This window comes from Halomonas sp. Cn5-12 (assembly GCF_021532545.1).
In the GTDB taxonomy this organism is placed as follows: Bacteria; Pseudomonadota; Gammaproteobacteria; order Pseudomonadales; family Halomonadaceae; genus Vreelandella; species Vreelandella aquamarina.
The window spans coordinates 36,832-54,937 of sequence record NZ_JAKGAY010000018.1; the positions used below are offsets into that span (position 1 = coordinate 36,832).

Sequence of the window (18,106 nt, forward strand, 5' to 3'; positions counted from 1 at the left end):
GGATTATCCATGCGTACGCCATTAATCGCCGGTAACTGGAAAATGAACGGTTCTGCGGCGTTGATTGAGTCGTTTGGCAAAACGTTTGCTTCTGCTGCGCTGCCCGCCAATATCGACGTGGTGGTCATTCCGCCGTTTCCCTATCTAGATGCTGCGCGCCATGCGTTCAGCAACACGCCGCTGCAGTTAGGGGCGCAAACGCTTAATCCTCATCACTCCGGGGCACATACCGGGGAAGTGAGCGGTAGCATGCTCAAAGAGTTTGGTGTGGCCTACGTGTTGGTGGGGCATTCTGAGCGCCGCCAGCTTTACCGCGAAAGCGACGAGCAGGTGTTTGACCGTCTGTTGGCAGCCCTTGATGCTGGGCTGACGCCTATTCTATGCGTGGGTGAAACGCTGGAAGAGCGCGATGCAGGCCGCACGATGGACGTTGTGTTGCGCCAAGTAGGCTATATCATGGCTCGCTTAGCACCAGAGCAGCGTCTGCAAATCGTTATTGCCTACGAGCCTGTGTGGGCGATAGGTACCGGCCGTACGGCCACGCCAGAGCAGGCGCAAGAGGTCATGGCAGGCATTCGTGCCTATCAGGCAGGGTTTGATGCGTCGCTTGCCGAGCAGCTGAAACTGCTTTACGGCGGTAGCATGAACGCAAGTAACGCGGCTGAGCTGCTCGCCCAGCCGGACATCGACGGCGGTTTAGTGGGCGGTGCCTCGCTTAAAACCGACGATTTCTACGCCATTTGTCAGTCAGCAGGATAACTCCATGCAAGTTGCAATTCTTATGGTTCACGTGGTGATTGCGGTCGCCTTGGTTGTACTCATCCTGCTCCAGCAGGGAAAAGGTGCCGAAGCAGGCGCAGCCTTTGGTGGTGGTGCGTCGCAAACGGTTTTCGGCTCGCGGGGCAGTGGTAACTTCCTGTCGCGTACCACCGGTATTTTAGCCGCTGGCTTTTTTGTGACCTCGATGGCTCTAGCATACTTTGCCACTCAGGCAGGCCAAGCGCCGGAAGCCGGTATTCCTGATGCGCGGCTGATCGAACAGCAGCAAAACATTCCAATGCTTGACGACTCCCCTGCAAGTATGGATAATACCGCGCCAGTGCTAGAGGAAAGCAGCGAGTAACTTCTTGATGTCGCTTTCTTTAGCCTCCCCTGATGCCGAAGTGGTGGAATTGGTAGACACGCTATCTTGAGGGGGTAGTGACCGTATGGTCGTGCGGGTTCAAGTCCCGCCTTCGGCACCATCTGTTTCGCTGGTTTACCAGCTTCCCAGAATGTCAGGATTGGCACCTGAGGCGAAAGACGCATTTGAAAAAGTTTTTGAAACAAGTTCTTGGAATGAGTTCTTGACGTAAGCCTTTCAAGTGTCTATTATCGTCGACCTAGATTGATGCGGGGTGGAGCAGTCTGGTAGCTCGTCGGGCTCATAACCCGAAGGTCATCGGTTCAAATCCGGTCCCCGCTACCATTTATCTAGTAGCATGGTTTAGGATCAACGGCATGTATTAAGGTGCTTTTGAGCTGCGAAAAATTCGCGACATGTTGCTAAAATGGTACTACAGGTTTCTTTTGAAAAGCCCCTTCCTGTGAAGGGGCTTTTTGTTAGTAGCTTTTTGTAACTGGTTTTTTGTAAACAGCTTTTATGAAGAGCTTTTTGCGAGCCAAGCGTGTCTCAAGAGCGGATGTTGTTCGAGTAGCCAGAGACACATTCCCAGGTAATGCCAATCAGCCACCTAGCTTTTCTTACGACTCCTGGCCAGGTGCCTGATGCAACGGCTATAGGAGCTTTGTCTGTGGCCACAAAACACGCTGCGCTTCACGCGCTGATCGAACCTGTCGTTGCCGCCATGGGCTTCGAGCTATGGGGTATCGACCATATTTCCCAGGGCAAGCATTCGCGGCTGGTGATTTACATCGAGCGCGAGAGCGGTGTCAGCGTGGAAGACTGCGCTGATATTAGCCGCCAAGTCAGTGCCGTGATGGATGTGGAAGACCCCATTCCCGGCGAATACCGCTTGGAAGTCTCGTCGCCCGGCATGGCACGTCCCCTTTACTCCCTGGATCACTTTATCCGCTATCAGGGCCACCAGGTCGCTCTGAAGCTACGTGTCGCGTTCGATGGGCGACGCAAATACCAAGGGCTCCTCGCAGGTGTCGAGGGCGATGAAGTGCTACTGCAACTGGAAGGCGAAGAGTACTGCTTTCCTATCGAAAGCATCGATTCTGCGCACGTTGTCCCGCAGTTCGACGAATAACACGGGTCGCGGCTTCCGGCAGGCGCCGGGATGATGCACAAAAGGACAGGTTTTCTGGCGAGGCAAACGCATGAGTAAAGAAATTTTAATGGTCGTGGACGCGATCTCTAATGAAAAAGGCGTCCCCCGCGATGTCATCTTCGAAGCGGTAGAAGCCGCGCTGGCCAGCGCGTCGCGTAAGCGTTTTGAGCACGAAGAAGCCAATGTGCGCGTGCATATTGATCGCCGCACCGGAGACTACGATACGTTCCGCTACTGGACCGTGGTCGAAGATGACGAATTCGAAACGCCAGACTATGAAATCAAGCAGAGCATTGCCGAGCAGCGCGACCCGCCGCTGAAGCTGGGCGATGTGGTCGAGCAAAAGATCGAAAACGCTGTGTTCGGGCGTATCGCCGCGCAAACTGCCAAGCAGGTCATCGTGCAGAAAGTGCGCGAAGCGGAGCGTGCCGAAGTCGTGCGTCAGTACGCTGACCGTGAAGGCGAACTCGTTGCGGGTATCGTTAAGAAGACCACCCGTGACGGCCTGATCATTGATCTGGGAGAAAACGCCGAAGCGTTTTTGCCGCGTAACGAGATGATCCCCGGCGAGCGCTACCGGATGAACGAGCGTGTTCGCGCGCTGCTGGTCAAGGTTGACCCGGACGCTCGCGGTGCGCAGCTGCAACTCTCACGCACCTGCCCTGAATTCATCATTGAGCTGTTCAAGATCGAGGTGCCGGAAATCGCCGAGCAGCTGATCGAGATCAAAGGTGCCGCTCGCGACCCCGGCTCACGTGCCAAGATCGCAGTGAAAACCAACGACCGCCGCATTGATCCGGTCGGTGCCTGCGTCGGTATGCGTGGCTCACGGGTTCAGGCGGTATCATCTGAGCTGCAAAACGAGCGTGTAGATATCGTTCTGTGGGACGACAACCCGGCTCAACTGGTGATCAACGCCATGGCGCCGGCCGACGTGGCCTCGATCTTGGTGGACGAGGATGCGCACGCTATGGACGTCGCCGTGGCACAGGACAACCTGGCACAGGCCATTGGCCGTAGCGGCCAGAACGTGCGTTTGGCGTCTGAATTGACCGGCTGGCGGATCAACGTCATGACCGAAGATGAAGCGGAGTCCAAGCGCGAGCAGGAAATCGACAGCCTGGTGGATTCCTTTGTTCATCATCTGGGGGTCGATGATGAGGTCGCTCGCCTGCTAGTGGAGGAAGGGTTTACCACCCTGGAAGAAGTTGCCTACGTGCCGCTGGAAGAGATGCTCGAAATCGAAGAGTTCGACGAAGAGCTGGTGGAAGAGCTGCGTGCACGCGCAAAAGACGAGCTGCTGACGATGGCGATTGCCTCGGAAGAAGCGCTGGACGGTGCCCAACCAGCGGATGACCTGCTGGAGATGGACGGTATGGAGCGCCACCTGGCCTTCATTCTGGCCAGCCGCGGTATCGTCACAATGGAAGATCTCGCCGAGCAGTCTGTCGACGATCTGGTCGATATCGAGGAGTTGGACGAAGCGCGCGCAGCGGCACTGATCATGACTGCCCGTGCGCCCTGGTTTGAAGTCGATGACACATCGGATTCAAACACACAGTAAACAGGTCACGGGCTGAGGAGGGTCACTATGTCAGATATGACAGTTAAAGATTTTGCAGTAAAGGTGGGCCGCGATGTGCCCCGCCTATTGGAACAGATGAAAGAAGCTGGCTTGAAGCATACTTCAGAAAACGACGCCGTGTCTGAAGATGACAAGCAGACACTGCTAAGCTTTTTGAAGAAAAGCCACGGCGGCGGCGACAGCGAACCGAGCAAAAACCGTATTACGCTGACCCGTAAAACCCGCAGCCGCATCAAGACCGGCGAGCGCGGTAAAACGATCGAAGTACAGGTTCGTAAGAAGAAAACCTACGTTAAGCGCGAAGAAGATGAGAAGCCGAAGGCGCCTGAGCCCAAGCACTCTGGCCCGCGTCAGTTGGTAGGCGATATGGCGGAAGCAGAAGCAGAGCGTAAAGCGCGCGATGCCCGCGTCGCTGAAGAGAAAGCCGCCGCTGCGAAAGCCAAAGCTGCCGAAGACGCCGCGCGTAAAGAAGCGGAAGAGAAGGCCAAAGCCAAAGCCGCTGAAGTGCCGGATATCGAAGTGCCCGAGCTTGAAATCGACGACACGCCGGTAGCCGATGATCTGCCGCCGGCACCGCCGAAAGAGGGCCGTACCGATCGTCGTACTGCGCCGCCGAAAAAGGCAGCCGCGAAGAAGAAAGGTCGTGACGACGACGATGATCGTGGTGATCGCGAAGAGCGTAAGCGCGGCGGCGGCAAGAAAGTGAAGCGTGCCGAGCGCCGTGGCGGACGTCGTGGTGGTGCTAGCCAAAGCGGTAATGGCAAGCACGGCTTCCAGAAGCCGACGCAGCCGATCGTTCGTGAAGTCTCGATCCCTGAGTCGATCAGCGTTGCTGAGCTGGCCGACAAGATGTCGATCAAGGCCAACGAAGTCATCAAGGCCATGTTCACCATGGGTGCTGCGGTGACCATCAACCAAACAATCGACCAGGATACAGCGGCGATTGTGGTGGAAGAGATGGGCCACAAGGTCAAGCTGGTGAAGGACGACGCGCTGGAAACGGAAATGCTGGAAGGCATCTCCTACGAAGGCGAAGAGATCACCCGCTCACCGGTCGTCACCGTCATGGGTCACGTCGACCACGGTAAGACCTCGCTGCTGGACTATATCCGTCGTGCGAAGGTCGCCACTGGCGAAGCGGGCGGTATTACCCAGCACATCGGTGCCTACCATGTGGAAGATGACCACGGTGGCGTGACCTTCCTGGATACCCCGGGTCACGCGGCGTTTACCGCCATGCGTGCTCGCGGTGCGAAAGCCACCGACGTGGTCATCCTGGTGGTGGCGGCCGACGACGGCGTCATGCCGCAAACCATCGAGGCCGTCGAGCACTCGAAAGCTGCTGGTGTACCGATGGTCGTGGCCGTGAACAAGATCGATAAGCCCCAGGCCGATCCTGATCGTGTCAAGAACGAGCTATCTCAGCACGGCGTCATCTCGGAAGAGTGGGGCGGCGATACGCAGTTCGTTCACGTCTCGGCGAAAAGTGGTGAAGGCATCGAAGACCTGCTGGAAGCGATTCAGCTCGTGTCCGAGGTTCTCGAACTCAAAGCTGTGCCGTCTGCGCCGGGTAAAGGGGTCGTCGTCGAGTCACGTTTGGATAAAGGCCGCGGTCCCGTGGCGACCGTGCTGGTACAAAACGGTACTCTGAAGAAGGGCGACATCGTCCTGGCGGGCCTGCACTACGGCCGCGTTCGCGCGCTGACCAACGAGCTGGGCAAGCAGGTCGATACCGCTGGCCCCGCCATGCCGGTCGAGATCCAAGGTCTCGACGGCACGCCAGATGCTGGTGACGACTTCATGGTCGTGGCCGACGAGAAGAAAGCCCGCGAAGTAGCTAACTTCCGTCAGGGTAAATACCGCGAAGTACGCCTGGCGCGTCAGCAGAAGGCCAAGCTGGAGAACATGTTCAGCCAGATGGGCCAAGACGAAGTGGCCAAGGTCAACATCGTCCTCAAAGCCGACGTACAGGGCTCGCTGGAAGCGATCAAAGGCGCCTTGGAAGAGCTCTCCACCGAAGAAGTGCAGGTGGCCGTGGTCTCCTCTGGTGTGGGGGGGATCACCGGTACCGACGCCAACTTGGCGCTGGCCTCGGAAGCCATCGTGGTGGGCTTCAACGTCCGTGCCGATGCCGCTGCTCGTGAGATCATCGAGCGTGAAGGTCTGGATCTGCGCTACTACAGTGTCATCTACCACCTGATCGACGAAGTCAAACAGGCGATGAGCGGTATGCTCGCCCCCGAGTGGAAAGAAGAGATCGTGGGTGTGGCCGAAGTACGCGACGTGTTCCGCGCGCCGAAGATCGGTGCGGTGGCTGGCTGTATGGTCGTCGAAGGCACCGTGTCGCGCAGCAAGCGTATCCGCGTTCTGCGTGACAACGTGGTCATCTACGAAGGTGAGCTCGAATCGCTGCGCCGCTTCAAAGACGACGTACAAGAAGTGCGTAACGGCATGGAGTGTGGCATCGGCGTGAAGAACTACAACGATGTCCAGGTCGGCGACAAGATCGAAGTCTTTGACCAAGTGAAGGTCGAGCGCAGCCTGTAAGGCCGCGCGAGGAGCAACCATGCGCGAATTTAAGCGTACCGACCGAGTAGCCGACCAGCTCCAAAAGGAGCTGGCGGTACTGATCCAACGCGAAGTGAAAGATCCGCGCTTGGGCATGGTCACGGTGAGCGGGGCCACCGTTAGTCGTGACCTTGGCTACGCCGATATCTACGTCACCCTGCTGGGTGAACAGGATCCCGAGCGTATCAAGGAGAACCTGCAGGTACTGAAACGTGCAGCAGGGTTTCTGAGAAGCCAAATCGCCCAGCGCATCAAGCTGCGTCACGTACCCGAACTGCGCTTTCATTTCGATGAAAGTGTGGTGCGCGGCCAGCACCTCTCATCGCTGATCGACGAAGCGGTCTCTTCTGACCGTGCCCGTCAAGCGGAAGACGAGGGCGGCAGTGAAGAGCAAGGTGAGGAGGCGCGCTAATGCCCCGTCGCCGTCGCGGATTACCGGTCAATGGCGTGGTGCTGCTGGATAAGCCGAAAGGCCTCTCCAGCAATCACGCGCTGCAGCGTGTGCGCCGTCTGTTCGACGCGCAAAAAGCCGGGCATACCGGCACGCTGGACCCGATGGCGACAGGCTTGCTGCCTATCTGCCTGGGGGAGGCCACCAAGTTTTCCGCGCATCTGCTGGAAGCCGACAAGATGTATCGCACCCGGGTCGAACTGGGGGTGATCACCGATACCGGCGATGCCGAAGGCACTGTGCTGGAGCGGCGCGAGGTGCCAAACCTTGCGGTCGAGGACATCGAATCTGTCTTGACGCGTTTTCGCGGCGAGATCGATCAGGTGCCGCCCATGTACTCGGCGCTCAAGCATCAGGGTAAAAAGCTCTACGAGTTGGCCCGCGAGGGGAAACAGGTTGAACGTGCAGCGCGGCGGGTAAGCGTGTATGATGCGCGCCTGCTTTCGTTCGAGGGCAGGGCGTTCGAGCTGGAAGTCAGCTGCAGCAAAGGCACGTACATCCGCACGTTGGCGGAAGACATTGGCCACGCGCTGGGCTGTGGTGCCCATATCAGTCAGCTACGTCGGCTCAAAACCGGGCCGTTCGATGGTGATGCGATGTGGACACTCGAGGCACTGGAAGCACTGGCTAGCCAAGCCGACCGCGAGGCGGAACTGATGCCCGTGGATGTGCTGGTCGATCACCTGCCGTCGCTTAGCGTCGATGACACCTCGTTTGGAAGGCTTGCCCACGGGCAGTCTGCCCATCTAGCCATTGGTGAATTAGCACCAGATGCGCTAGCACGACTTTATTACGCCGAGACGTTTATCGGCCTTGGCGTTGTAAAAGGGCCTCAGGAAGTGGCCCCTAAGCGGCTGTTAAGTACGGTCGCTCGTTCGTAATATCGCGGTAAAACGTTGCAAGGATGTGGCGATTTGCGCGAAAATGGTCGCCTGAGACTGCAAATATGCGTGGTCTCACCCATTCATTTTTAGGCATATTGCTTACTGGAGAGACAGATGGCATTAACCGCTGAGAAAAAGGCCGAGATCGTCAACGAATACGGCCGCGGCGATAACGATACCGGTTCCCCTGAAGTTCAGGTTGCACTGCTGAGCGCCAACATCAACGGCCTGCAGGACCACTTCAAGACCAACAAGCAGGATCACCACTCTCGTCGTGGTCTGATCCGCATGGTAAACCAGCGTCGTAAGCTGCTGGACTACCTGAAGCGTAAAGATTTCGAACGCTATCAGTCTCTGATTCAGCGTCTGGGTCTGCGCCGTTAAGTTCTTAACGGCCATGATCTAAAACGGGCAGCTCCTTGTGGGCTGCCCGTTTTTTGTTTCTGGTAGCCGTACGGCGCGTCAACGCCTAGAATGGTGGCGAGTCAAACGACCCAAGCGAAAAGACAAGTAGCTATTAATGTTAAAGGAAGTAGCCGTGAATCCGGTCAAAAAAACGTTCCAATACGGTCGCAGCACCGTCACCCTCGAAACTGGGCGTATTGCTCGCCAAGCCACTGGTGCCGTGATGGTCACCATGGACGAAACCGTCGTGCTGTGTACGGTGGTGGCGAAGAAAGACGTCAACCCAGGCCAGCCCTTTTTCCCGCTCTCGGTACACTACCAAGAGAAGACCTACGCCGTGGGTAAAATCCCCGGCGGCTTCTTTAAGCGTGAAGGTCGCCCGACTGAAAAAGAGACCCTGACCTCGCGTTTGATCGACCGTCCGATCCGTCCGCTGTTTCCCAAAGGGTTTATGAACGAAGTACAGGTGATCTGTACCGTTCTTTCCACCGACCGTAACCATGACCCGGATATCGCGGCCATGTTGGGCACCTCTGCGGCGCTGAGCATCTCAGGCGTTCCGTTCAATGGCCCGATTGGCGCTGCTCGCGTTGGTTTCAACGAAGAGCAAGGCTACTTCCTGAATCCCACCGTCGAAGAGCTGACCACCTCCGAGCTGGACATGGTGGTGGCCGGTACCGAAAACGCCGTGCTGATGGTGGAGTCCGAAGCGCAAGAGTTGCTCGAAGACGAAATGCTGGGTGCCGTACTGTTTGGCCACCAGGAGATGCAAGTCGCGATCGACGCCATTAAAGAATTGACTGCCGACGCTGGTAAGCCGCGCTGGGAGTGGCAGGCGCCGGCAGAAAACGTTGCCTTGAAAACGGCCATGGCCGATGCCTTTGAAGCCAAAGTGGGTGAGGCGTACCGCATCACCGATAAAATGCAGCGCCAAGATGCACTCGCAGCGCTGAAAGACGCGGCCGTCGAACAGTTAGCGGCTGCCGAAGGCGAAGAGGAAGCGGAAGGCAAGTTCAGCAAGGATGACGTGAAAGGCGCGTTCGCAGCGCTTGAGAAGCGTGTGGTGCGCTCCCGCGTGGTCAAGGGCGAGCCGCGTATCGATGGCCGCGACAACGTCACCGTGCGTCCGCTGAACATCGAAGTCGGCGTGCTGCCGAAAACTCACGGCTCAGCCATCTTCACCCGTGGTGAGACCCAGGCCATTGCGGTCGCAACACTCGGCACGCTGCGCGATTCGCAGCTCATCGAGTCGCTGGAAGGCGAGCGTAAAGACCGCTTCATGCTGCACTACAACTTCCCTCCCTACTCGGTGGGTGAAGCGGGCTTCATGGGTGGCCCAAAGCGCCGTGAAATCGGCCACGGCCGTTTGGCGCGTCGCGGTGTCCAAGCGATGCTGCCATCCGAAGAAGAGTTCCCCTACACCATCCGTGTGGTGTCGGAAATCACCGAATCCAATGGCTCTAGCTCCATGGCGTCCGTGTGCGGCTCCTCGCTGGCGTTGATGGATGCGGGCGTTCCGCTGAAAGCCCCGGTAGCGGGTATTGCCATGGGCCTCGTCAAAGACGAAGACGGCTACGCGGTGCTGACCGATATCCTGGGTGACGAAGACCACCTGGGTGACATGGACTTCAAAGTGGCCGGTTCTGAAGAGGGCGTCACTGCCCTGCAGATGGACATCAAGATCGAGGGCATCAACGAAGAGATCATGGAGACTGCGCTGCAACAGGCCCACGATGCGCGCATCGGTATCCTGGCGCAGATGAACGCCGTGATCAGCCAGAGCCGTAACGAGGTGTCGGAAAACGCCCCTTCCATGGCGACGATCAAAATCGATCCGGACAAGATTCGCGACGTCATCGGCAAGGGCGGCGCCACCATTCGTAAGATTTGCGAAGACACCGGCGCATCGATCGATCTTGATGACGATGGCACCGTTCGCATCTACGCCGAAGACAAAGCCGCTGCCAAGAAAGCGATCGATACCGTACTGGCGATCACCGCCGAAGCGGAAATCGGCAAGCTGTACAAAGGCAAGGTCGTACGTATCGCCGACTTTGGTGCGTTCGTGAACATCATGCCGGGAACCGATGGCCTGGTGCACATCTCGCAAATCGTCCAGGAGCGCGTCAATAACGTGCGCGACTTCCTGAACGAAGGCGACGATGTCATCGTGAAGGTGTTGGATATCGACAACCGCAACCGCGTGAAGCTCTCGATCAAAGAGATCACCGAAGAAGAGAAAGCAGCGTTTGAAGCTGCCGAGGCGGACGTCGCTAGCTAACGAGTGCTCAGCGTAGGATTTACCGCCCCCGCAGCCCTTGGCTGTGGGGGCGGTGTCGTTTTGATAGGTCAGGAATGTGAGGACATAGCATGGAGCAGCAGGAATCGCCGCGTTGGTGGGCGGTGGTGGCCGTGATGATCGGCATTTTTTTGTTGGTGACCGCAGAGCAACTACCCATCGGTTTGCTCTCTCAGGTGGCAGAATCGATGGGCGTGACCCCAGGTATGGCAGGGTTGATGGTGACGGTGCCCGGCGTCGTGGCGGCGTTTTCAGCGCCGCTGCTACCGGTGGCGGTAGGGCGTCTCGATCGCCGTATCATGCTGACGCTGATGATGGCAGTGATGGTGCTGGGCAGCGTGCTCTCCGCCATGGCCAGCAACTTTGCCCTACTGTTGGCGGCGCGAGTGTTGGTGGGGATCAGTATCGGCGGTTTTTGGGCCATTGCGGGCAGTATTGCGCCACGTCTGGTGCCTAGCGATCAGGTGTCGCGGGCCATGACCATCATTTTTGGCGGCGTGGCGGCGGCCTCGGTGCTCGGCGTACCGTTGGGCACGCTGCTGGGTGATATCAGTAACTGGCGCGTGGCCTTTGGTGCCTTGGGGGGCTTGAGTTTGCTCACGGCGTTGGCGCTTTGGCGCTGGCTACCGCCACTGCCGCCCCGCGAGCCAGTAAGGTTACGGATGCTTGCGCAACAGCTAAAGAATCGTGGCGTGCGGGTAGCGGTGCTGACCACGGGCTTTGTGGTGGTTGGCCACTTTGCCGCTTATACCTTTATCAGCCCGATCCTTCAGGAGATTAGCGGTATTGCCCAGCGTCACGTCGGAAGCTTGCTGTTGCTCTACGGGGCGGCGGGGATTTTGGGCAATATCGCGGCGGGTGTCTTTGCTGGGCGACATCCCTACCGTGCGGTGCTGGCGATTCCCAGCCTACTGCTGGTAGTCGTGGCGCTATTCCCACTATTAGGTGTTCAGCCCACTAGCGGCGTTATGCTGCTGATGGTGTGGGGCGCAGTCTTTGGCAGTGTGTCGGTGAGCATTCAAACTTGGATACTGCGCACCGCGCCTAACACGGAAGCCGCCACGGCGCTGATGGCATTTGTCTTTAATATGTCGATTGGCCTGGGAGCTATGGTAGGTGGCCAAGTGGTTGATACCACCAGCCTGCCCATGGCCATGTGGGCGGCATCAGGGCTGTTTCTGTTGGGGATGCTATTGGTATGGCGCACACCCTCGCGCATTGTGGGGGAGAAGCGTCGCTAATGGCTTGGCAAGACCAGTGAAAAAAAATGCCCCCGCGTGGCGGGGGCACTCTCTCTACGTTCCGCTTAAGAGGTGTTACGGACGCTCAATCGCCAGTGCAACCCCTTGGCCACCGCCAATACATAGCGTCGCCAAGCCTTTTTTGGCATCGCGGGCGATCATTTCGTGGAGCAGTGTCACCAGCACGCGGCAGCCCGACGCACCAATAGGGTGACCTAGCGCGATGGCGCCGCCGTTGACGTTCACCTTCGACGTGTCCCAGCCCAGCTCTTTATTGACCGACAGCGCTTGAGCAGCGAAGGCTTCGTTGGCTTCAACGAGGTCCAGGTCATCCAAGCTCCAGCCTGCTTTTTCCAAGCAGCGGCGTGTTGCCGGGGCTGGGCCAATACCCATAATGGCCGGGTCGACGCCTGCGTTGGAGTAGGCGGCAATGCGGGCTAGGGGCTCCAGGCCAAGCTCTTTGGCTTTTTCCGCCGAGCAGAGCATAACCACGGCCGCGCCGTCGTTCAGCGACGAGGCGTTACCCGCCGTCACGGTGCCGTCTTTCTTGAACGCAGGACGCATCCCGGCCAGCTTGTCTGCCGTGACTTCACGAGGGTTTTCGTCGGTATCGAAGACCACCGGGTCGCCTTTACGCTGCGGCACCTCGACCGGGACAATCTGGCTTTTGAATTTGCCCTCTTTGATGGCGGCAGCAGCTTTTTGCTGGGAAGCGGCGGCAAATTCGTCCATGGCTTCTCGCGTGATACCGTACTTCTCTGCCAGGTTCTCGGCCGTGATGCCCATGTGGTAGTTATTGAACGCATCCCACAAGCCATCGTGCACCATGGAGTCGATAGCCTTCCAGTCGCCCATGCGCTGGCCGTTGCGCGAGTTCGGCAGAATATGGGGAGAGGCGGACATGTTCTCCTGACCACCGGCCAGCACGATCTCGGCATCGCCGCAGCGGATGGCTTGAGTCGCCAGGTGCAGCGCTTTGAGGCCAGAGCCACACACTTTGTTGATCGTCATGGCCGGTACGGTGTCTGGCAGGCCTGCCTTGATGGCTGCTTGGCGCGCCGGGTTTTGGCCAACGCCTGCGGTGAGCACTTGGCCCAGTAGCACTTCATCGATTTGCGCAGGAGCCACCCCAGTGGAAGCCATAATATCTTTAATCACTAGTGCGCCCAGGTCGCTGGCAGGAATACCAGCGAGTGATCCACCAAAGCTACCTACGGCGGTGCGGCGTGCCGCCACAATGACCACGTCTTGCATACGATGACTCCTTGAGTAAGTGTTGCATCGTTCCTATGGCAGATAGACGTCGCTGCCTATCCGTTGTTATTAACATCGTTATTAGCGTGTATTGACAGGCTTGGCTATCAGCATAGGGGAAGGTTGTGCATTGCGGCAATACGCTTTTTTGGCAAATAAAAACAGGCCGATCAACGGCCCGTTAAATAACAACGCATTCTCAGGTGATTAGCTTATGCCAATTGGACCGGAATGGCGTTGCTGGTATGGCTAACGTGGTTGCCTTCTTGGAGGTACACCAGCGCAGGCTGATGGTTTTCAAGTTCGGCTTCTGAGTAGTGGGCGTAGCTGCAAATAATGATGCGGTGCCCTGGCGAGGCTAGGTGCGCCGCTGCGCCGTTGATCGAGATCAAACGTGACCCCTCTTCGCCACGAATGGCATAAGTGGTGAAGCGCTCGCCGTTCTCCACGTTATAAATCTGAATCTGTTCATTTTCGCGGATACCGGCCATATCCAGCAGTTCGCCGTCGATGGCGCACGAGCCTTCGTAATTGAGAACGGCGTGGGTAACGCGGGCCATGTGCAGCTTGGCTTTGAGCATAATGGTATGCATAGAAACTCCTGGGTAAAGAGCTAGCCTGACGGGCTAGTCAGTGGCAGCGCTAGGAAGCTGCACGCTGAGATTGTCGATAAGCCGGGCTGGGCCGAGCTTGGCGGCGGCTAAGAGCACGGCATGGCGCGTGGAGGCCGCCACAGGTTTTAGGGTGGCATCCCGCAGCTCAAGATAGTCCGGCGTAAAACCGGCATCATACAGCGCGGTTTTACCCCGTTGTAGTACCTGTTCGGCGGATTCGCCTTGGGCCAGCGCATCACGTAGCTCGCACAGCGTACGGTAGAGCGTGGGCGCTATGGCGCGCTCCTGCTCGCTGAGGTAGCCATTACGTGAGGAGAGCGCCAAGCCATCGTCGGCGCGCACAATCGGCACGCCAATAATCTCGATGGGCATGTGCAGATCAGCCACCAGCTTGCGGATCACCGCGAGCTGCTGGTAATCCTTTTCACCAAAGCAGGCGACGTCTGGCTGCACTAGGTTAAACAGCATGCTCACTACGGTGGAGACACCGTCAAAATGCCCAGGGCGTGAGCCACCGCAAAGCCCTTCGCCGACCTCGGGCACGTGAACACGGGTTTGCGCATCCAAGCCGTTGGGGTAAAGGGCGCTCACTGTCGGGGCAAACAGCAGATCACAGCCTGCTTCGGTGAGCTGGCGCTGGTCAGCTTCAAACGTGCGCGGGTAGGCGTCTAAATCTTCGCCAGGGCCAAACTGCATTGGGTTAACAAACAGACTGGAGACGACCACATCTGCATGCTGGCGGGCGGTCGCAATGAGTGCCAAATGCCCAGCGTGCAGGTTGCCCATGGTAGGCACCAGCGCAATGCGCTGGCCCTTTAGGCGATAGTCGCGCAGAGTGGCGCGTAGCTCGTTAATATCTCGCAAAGTGCGCATAGGGGATTCGCTGTCACTCACTTAAAAACAGTGTTCCAGAGCGGGAAACGTGCGGGTTTTGACCGCTTCATGGTACTGCTCAAACGCACCTTGAATAGAGTGTGCGTCCGCCATAAAGTTCTTCACAAAACGCGGTGTGCGGCCATGGGTAACGCCCAGCACGTCGTGCATTACCAGAATCTGGCCGTCGGTATCCGGGCCTGCGCCAATACCGATGACTGGGACATCGAGGGCGTCGGTAACCGCTTTGCCAAGGCTAGCGGGCACGCACTCTAATAGGATGACCGACGCTCCCGCCTCGACCAGCACTTTGGCATCATTAATGATTTTTTCTGCCTGCTCGGCCTCGCGGCCCTGCACTTTATAACCGCCCAACTGGTAAACGGTTTGCGGCGTTAAGCCTAAGTGGGCGCACACCGGTACGCCACGGCGCGTCAGTTCGCGTATGCCGTCGGCCATCCACGCCTCGCCCTCTACCTTCACCAGCTCCGCACCTGCGCGCATGAGTGCCGCGCCATCTTCCAGCAGGCGTTCGGTGGTGGCGTTGCTCATAAACGGCAGGTCGACCATTAGCAGGCTGTGGCCTTTGCCACGTGCTGCACAGCGGGTGTGGTAGCAGATGTCGTCGATGGTCACAGGGAGGGTGCTGCTATGGCCTTGCAGAACCATGCCCAGGGAGTCGCCTACCAGTAGGACATCAATACCTGCCGCGCTAGCGGCATGGGCAAAGGAGGCATCGTAAGCAGTCAGGCAACTGAACGTTTCACCGGCGCGCTTATACGCCTGCAGAGTGCTCAGGGTGACGGTTTTCATGGCGTGCTCTCATTCAATCTTTATGGGGCCGATGCGGCAGGGGGGTGTGACACGCCTGCTTTGCTCGGCCATTATTATCGCAGCGTCCCTGCCTGCGCGATGTGGCGTAACCGGCAATTGTTACCTGATTGGGGGCGTGGTGTCGAGATTTGTGTCAGATGGTAGCAGTCGCGGTGACGCCGGTATCATTTAAGTGCCGAATATCGCTCATATTTACAGCTGTTAGCCAGTGATTAAGCGGCTGCTGATGTAGGGTGATGGGGTGCTGAAGCGCTGTGGCCACTTCCACCAGTGGGACTAACACGAAAGCGCGGGCGTGCATCTGCCCATGGGGAACGGTCAAGCGTGGCTGATGAAGCGTGAGTTCGCCGTAGAGCAGCAGGTCTAAATCCAGCGTGCGCGGCCCCCAGTGGCGCAGCCGCCGCCGGCGATGGCGCTGCTCCAGCGCCTGCAGTTGATCCAACAGTGCCAAAGGCGAAAGATGCGTCTCGAGGCAGGCGACCGCGTTGATAAAGTCAGGCTGGTCTTGAGGGCCTACAGGGGGGGTGGCGTAGAGTGACGAGCTAGCCACCAGCCGAGACAAGGGCAGGGCAGCTAGCTCTTGAAGCGCCTGCTGCACCTGACCTTTGGGGTTCTCCAAATTGCTACCAAGGCCGATGTAACTACGAATGGCGTTATTCACTGTTCGCCTTCCGCGGCTTGCGGCGTTTTTTGCGCCGGCGGTCACCTTGGCTGGCAGGATCGCTGCCGACTTTTTGCAGTAGGCGGAGCTGTTCGTGCTCATCGCCTTTCTGAAATGCCGTCCACCAGTCGCCCAGCCCACGGGGAATTTCACCCGCCTGCTCACGTAGCAACAGGAGGTCATAAGCAGCACGGAAGCGCGGATGCTCGCGGGTTTGGAAAGCCCGTTTGCCCCGGCGCATCGGCAAGCGTGCTTGCAGCTCCCAAATTTCGCGCATGGGAATCCCAAAACGCTTGGGAATGGAGGTGTGCTGAAGCTGGCGCGATACGACCTGCTGAGCTGCGGTTTGCAGGGCGGGCACGGCAGGCATGCCCTCGCGCTCGAGCTCGGCCTGGCGGTGAACGACCGGCGCCCACAGAAATGCTGCCAGCAAAAACGCGGGCGTGACGGGCCGGTCTTCGGCGATACGCTTATCGGTATTGGCGAGTGCCTGCTCAATGAGCTCTTCTGCCCAAGCGGCATCGGCCATGGCTTCTTCTGATTCCGGGAAGAGCATGCCAAACAGATTGTAATGGCTGAGCAGGCGGAAAGTGATTAATCCGTGGCCCGCCATAAACAGCTTGAGCACTTCATCAAACAGGCGCGCAGGCGGAATTTGCAGCAGCAGTGGCGCCAAGTCGTACATCGGCGCTTCGGTGGCGGGCTCGATCGTGAAGCCGAGCTTGGCTGCAAAGCGAACCGCGCGCAGCATCCGTACCGGGTCTTCACGGTAGCGGGTGGCGGGGTCGCCGATCAGCCGCAGCGTGCGCGACTCAATATCCCGCACGCCGTTGGCAAAGTCGTGGATCGTGAAATCAGCAATATTGTAGTAGAGCGCATTGACGGTGAAGTCACGGCGCAGCGCGTCCTCTTCGATATTGCCCCACACGTTGTCCCGCAGCAGCAGGCCATCGTCCGACTGGTGAGCGATATGGTCGCCGTGCTCGTCCTGGGGTTTACCACGGAAGGTGGTCACCTCGATGACTTCGCGGCCAAAGCGCACGTGAACGATGCGGAAGCGGCGGCCAATCAGGCGTGAGTTGCGAAATAGGTCGCGCACCTGCTCGGGCGTTGCGTTGGTGGCAACATCGAAGTCTTTCGGCATTTTGCCCAGCAGCGCGTCGCGAATGCAGCCACCGACAAGATAGGCATCGAAACCAGCCCCATTGAGGCGGTACAGCACCTTGAGCGCGGCTTCACTGATTTGCTGACGAGAGACGGGATGCTCGGAGCGCGGAATAATACGAGGGCTGAGCGCATCAGAGGCGCTCTCTGGGGAATCGAGCAGGGATTTCAAGTGCTCTCCCGGGCTATGTAATAAACGGGTAAATCCTTTAAACATGCGGCGATATCGACTCGCAGTGTATCGAAAACAGTTTCGAAAAACGTGACCGTATGGAGGACGGTAAGGGATTGAGTGTATCCGACCCCTTCTGGCTTGCAAAGCGCCTATGAGAGGTTTGCTAAAGACCACAATGACGAGCCCTATAAACGCGGAAAGGGGAGGCTACGTGAGCCTCCCCTATAAAGCAGACAATCAGCGTCCATGCTGCTGTTTTTATTCATGATGGCACATCGCCCTGAATACGCACCGCAGTCGGCAGGCGTAAAGAATCACTCTGATTCCGACCGCCTCGTATTCAAAACAATAATCCAACCGCGAACTTTTCTCTCCCGGCGAGTTGTTATTGGCTCCGGGGGTGTACACCTATGCTGCTATTGTTGTTGTTTGGGTGCAGACCTTGTGTACGTCGCGTCCTTATTTGGGCACTTGCTGTGTATTGTTATTGTTTGCTGCGCGTTTGCTTGGCTCCGCTAGGTAACCCTGTGCTGCGCGTGCAAGTCATGAGACTCAAGCCTGTTGTTCTTGTTCGTGCCGTTATCTCTACCTGGCCTTGTTGTTTTTGTTTTGGCTCAGGTCGGGGCGGTGTCATGTTGTTTTTGTTAGCGACTAACCGCGCTGCCCAGTTTGTTCTTCTTACCCAGTAATATTGCACTCGCCGTGCCACTCATTTGATACGTTATGTATTTCAATGGTTTGGCGATTTTTGGGTGGGCCAGGGAACTAATTGGAAGGGAAAGTGTTACCCGTTTTTGACCCTATTTTTCGCTTCGTTGTGTG

General features: G+C 57.9%; 16 protein-coding genes and 2 tRNA genes. 12 read left to right on the top strand and 6 right to left on the bottom strand.

What is annotated here, in order from left to right; genetic code table 11:
* The first annotated feature begins 9 nt into the window (after nt 1–9).
* From tpiA to L1249_RS11205, 12 genes are all read left to right on the top strand, one after another.
* Nucleotides 10–759: a triose-phosphate isomerase gene (gene tpiA / locus L1249_RS11150; protein ID WP_044629471.1), complete on the top strand. Its 750-nt coding sequence runs from the start codon at nt 10–12 to the stop codon at nt 757–759.
* A 4-nt stretch (nt 760–763) separates the two neighbouring features.
* A complete protein-coding gene (gene secG, locus L1249_RS11155) occupies nt 764–1,123 on the top strand; it encodes a preprotein translocase subunit SecG (RefSeq protein ID WP_044629472.1) in 360 nt (119 codons plus the stop codon).
* 34 nt (nt 1,124–1,157) lie between these two features.
* Nucleotides 1,158–1,244 (top strand) — tRNA-Leu (locus tag L1249_RS11160).
* Between the two features lie 147 nt (nt 1,245–1,391).
* Nucleotides 1,392–1,468, top strand: a tRNA-Met gene (locus tag L1249_RS11165).
* Between the two features lie 325 nt (nt 1,469–1,793).
* The gene (rimP, locus tag L1249_RS11170; protein ID WP_044629473.1) at nt 1,794–2,255 is read left to right on the top strand and encodes a ribosome maturation factor RimP; all 462 of its coding nucleotides are present in this window, start codon (nt 1,794–1,796) and stop codon (nt 2,253–2,255) included.
* Nucleotides 2,256–2,325: 70 nt separating this feature from the next.
* Nucleotides 2,326–3,840 (top strand): transcription termination factor NusA, encoded by a 1,515-nt coding sequence (gene nusA, locus L1249_RS11175; protein ID WP_044629474.1) that lies wholly within the window; start codon nt 2,326–2,328, stop codon nt 3,838–3,840.
* Nucleotides 3,841–3,867: 27 nt separating this feature from the next.
* On the top strand, nt 3,868–6,408 hold the full coding sequence (gene infB / locus L1249_RS11180; protein WP_137094220.1) for a translation initiation factor IF-2: 2,541 nt from the start codon (nt 3,868–3,870) through the stop codon (nt 6,406–6,408).
* Between the two features lie 19 nt (nt 6,409–6,427).
* The gene (gene rbfA / locus L1249_RS11185; protein WP_044629476.1) at nt 6,428–6,841 is read left to right on the top strand and encodes a 30S ribosome-binding factor RbfA; all 414 of its coding nucleotides are present in this window, start codon (nt 6,428–6,430) and stop codon (nt 6,839–6,841) included.
* On the top strand, nt 6,841–7,761 hold the full coding sequence (gene truB, locus L1249_RS11190) for a tRNA pseudouridine(55) synthase TruB (protein ID WP_137094222.1): 921 nt from the start codon (nt 6,841–6,843) through the stop codon (nt 7,759–7,761). Before rbfA ends, truB begins: the two co-directional genes overlap by 1 nt.
* Before the next feature lie 117 nt (nt 7,762–7,878).
* Entirely contained in the window at nt 7,879–8,148 is a 270-nt protein-coding gene (rpsO, locus tag L1249_RS11195) for a 30S ribosomal protein S15 (protein ID WP_009723734.1), read from the top strand.
* Nucleotides 8,149–8,284: 136 nt separating this feature from the next.
* Nucleotides 8,285–10,450: a polyribonucleotide nucleotidyltransferase gene (gene pnp, locus L1249_RS11200; RefSeq protein WP_137094224.1), complete on the top strand. Its 2,166-nt coding sequence runs from the start codon at nt 8,285–8,287 to the stop codon at nt 10,448–10,450.
* Between the two features lie 89 nt (nt 10,451–10,539).
* Nucleotides 10,540–11,709 (top strand): MFS transporter, encoded by a 1,170-nt coding sequence (locus tag L1249_RS11205; protein WP_137094226.1) that lies wholly within the window; start codon nt 10,540–10,542, stop codon nt 11,707–11,709.
* A 75-nt stretch (nt 11,710–11,784) separates the two neighbouring features.
* On the opposite strand, the gene L1249_RS11210 is transcribed toward L1249_RS11205, so the two are convergent.
* The 6 genes from L1249_RS11210 to pcnB form a co-directional block, all read right to left on the bottom strand.
* A complete protein-coding gene (locus L1249_RS11210; protein WP_044629480.1) occupies nt 11,785–12,963 on the bottom strand; it encodes an acetyl-CoA C-acetyltransferase in 1,179 nt (392 codons plus the stop codon).
* Nucleotides 12,964–13,175: 212 nt separating this feature from the next.
* Entirely contained in the window at nt 13,176–13,556 is a 381-nt protein-coding gene (gene panD, locus L1249_RS11215; protein ID WP_009723730.1) for an aspartate 1-decarboxylase, read from the bottom strand.
* A gap of 33 nt (nt 13,557–13,589) precedes the next feature.
* On the bottom strand, nt 13,590–14,450 hold the full coding sequence (gene panC / locus L1249_RS11220; protein WP_137094227.1) for a pantoate--beta-alanine ligase: 861 nt from the start codon (nt 14,448–14,450) through the stop codon (nt 13,590–13,592).
* Nucleotides 14,451–14,471: 21 nt separating this feature from the next.
* The gene (panB, locus tag L1249_RS11225; RefSeq protein ID WP_062360564.1) at nt 14,472–15,263 is read right to left on the bottom strand and encodes a 3-methyl-2-oxobutanoate hydroxymethyltransferase; all 792 of its coding nucleotides are present in this window, start codon (nt 15,261–15,263) and stop codon (nt 14,472–14,474) included.
* A gap of 154 nt (nt 15,264–15,417) precedes the next feature.
* Complete coding sequence (gene folK / locus L1249_RS11230; RefSeq protein WP_062360566.1) at nt 15,418–15,945, bottom strand: 2-amino-4-hydroxy-6-hydroxymethyldihydropteridine diphosphokinase; 528 nt, start codon at nt 15,943–15,945, stop codon at nt 15,418–15,420.
* Nucleotides 15,938–17,326, bottom strand: coding sequence for a polynucleotide adenylyltransferase PcnB (pcnB, locus tag L1249_RS11235; RefSeq protein ID WP_054640977.1), 1,389 nt, complete (start codon nt 17,324–17,326; stop codon nt 15,938–15,940). Before pcnB ends, folK begins: the two co-directional genes overlap by 8 nt.
* Nucleotides 17,327–18,106 lie beyond the last annotated feature (780 nt).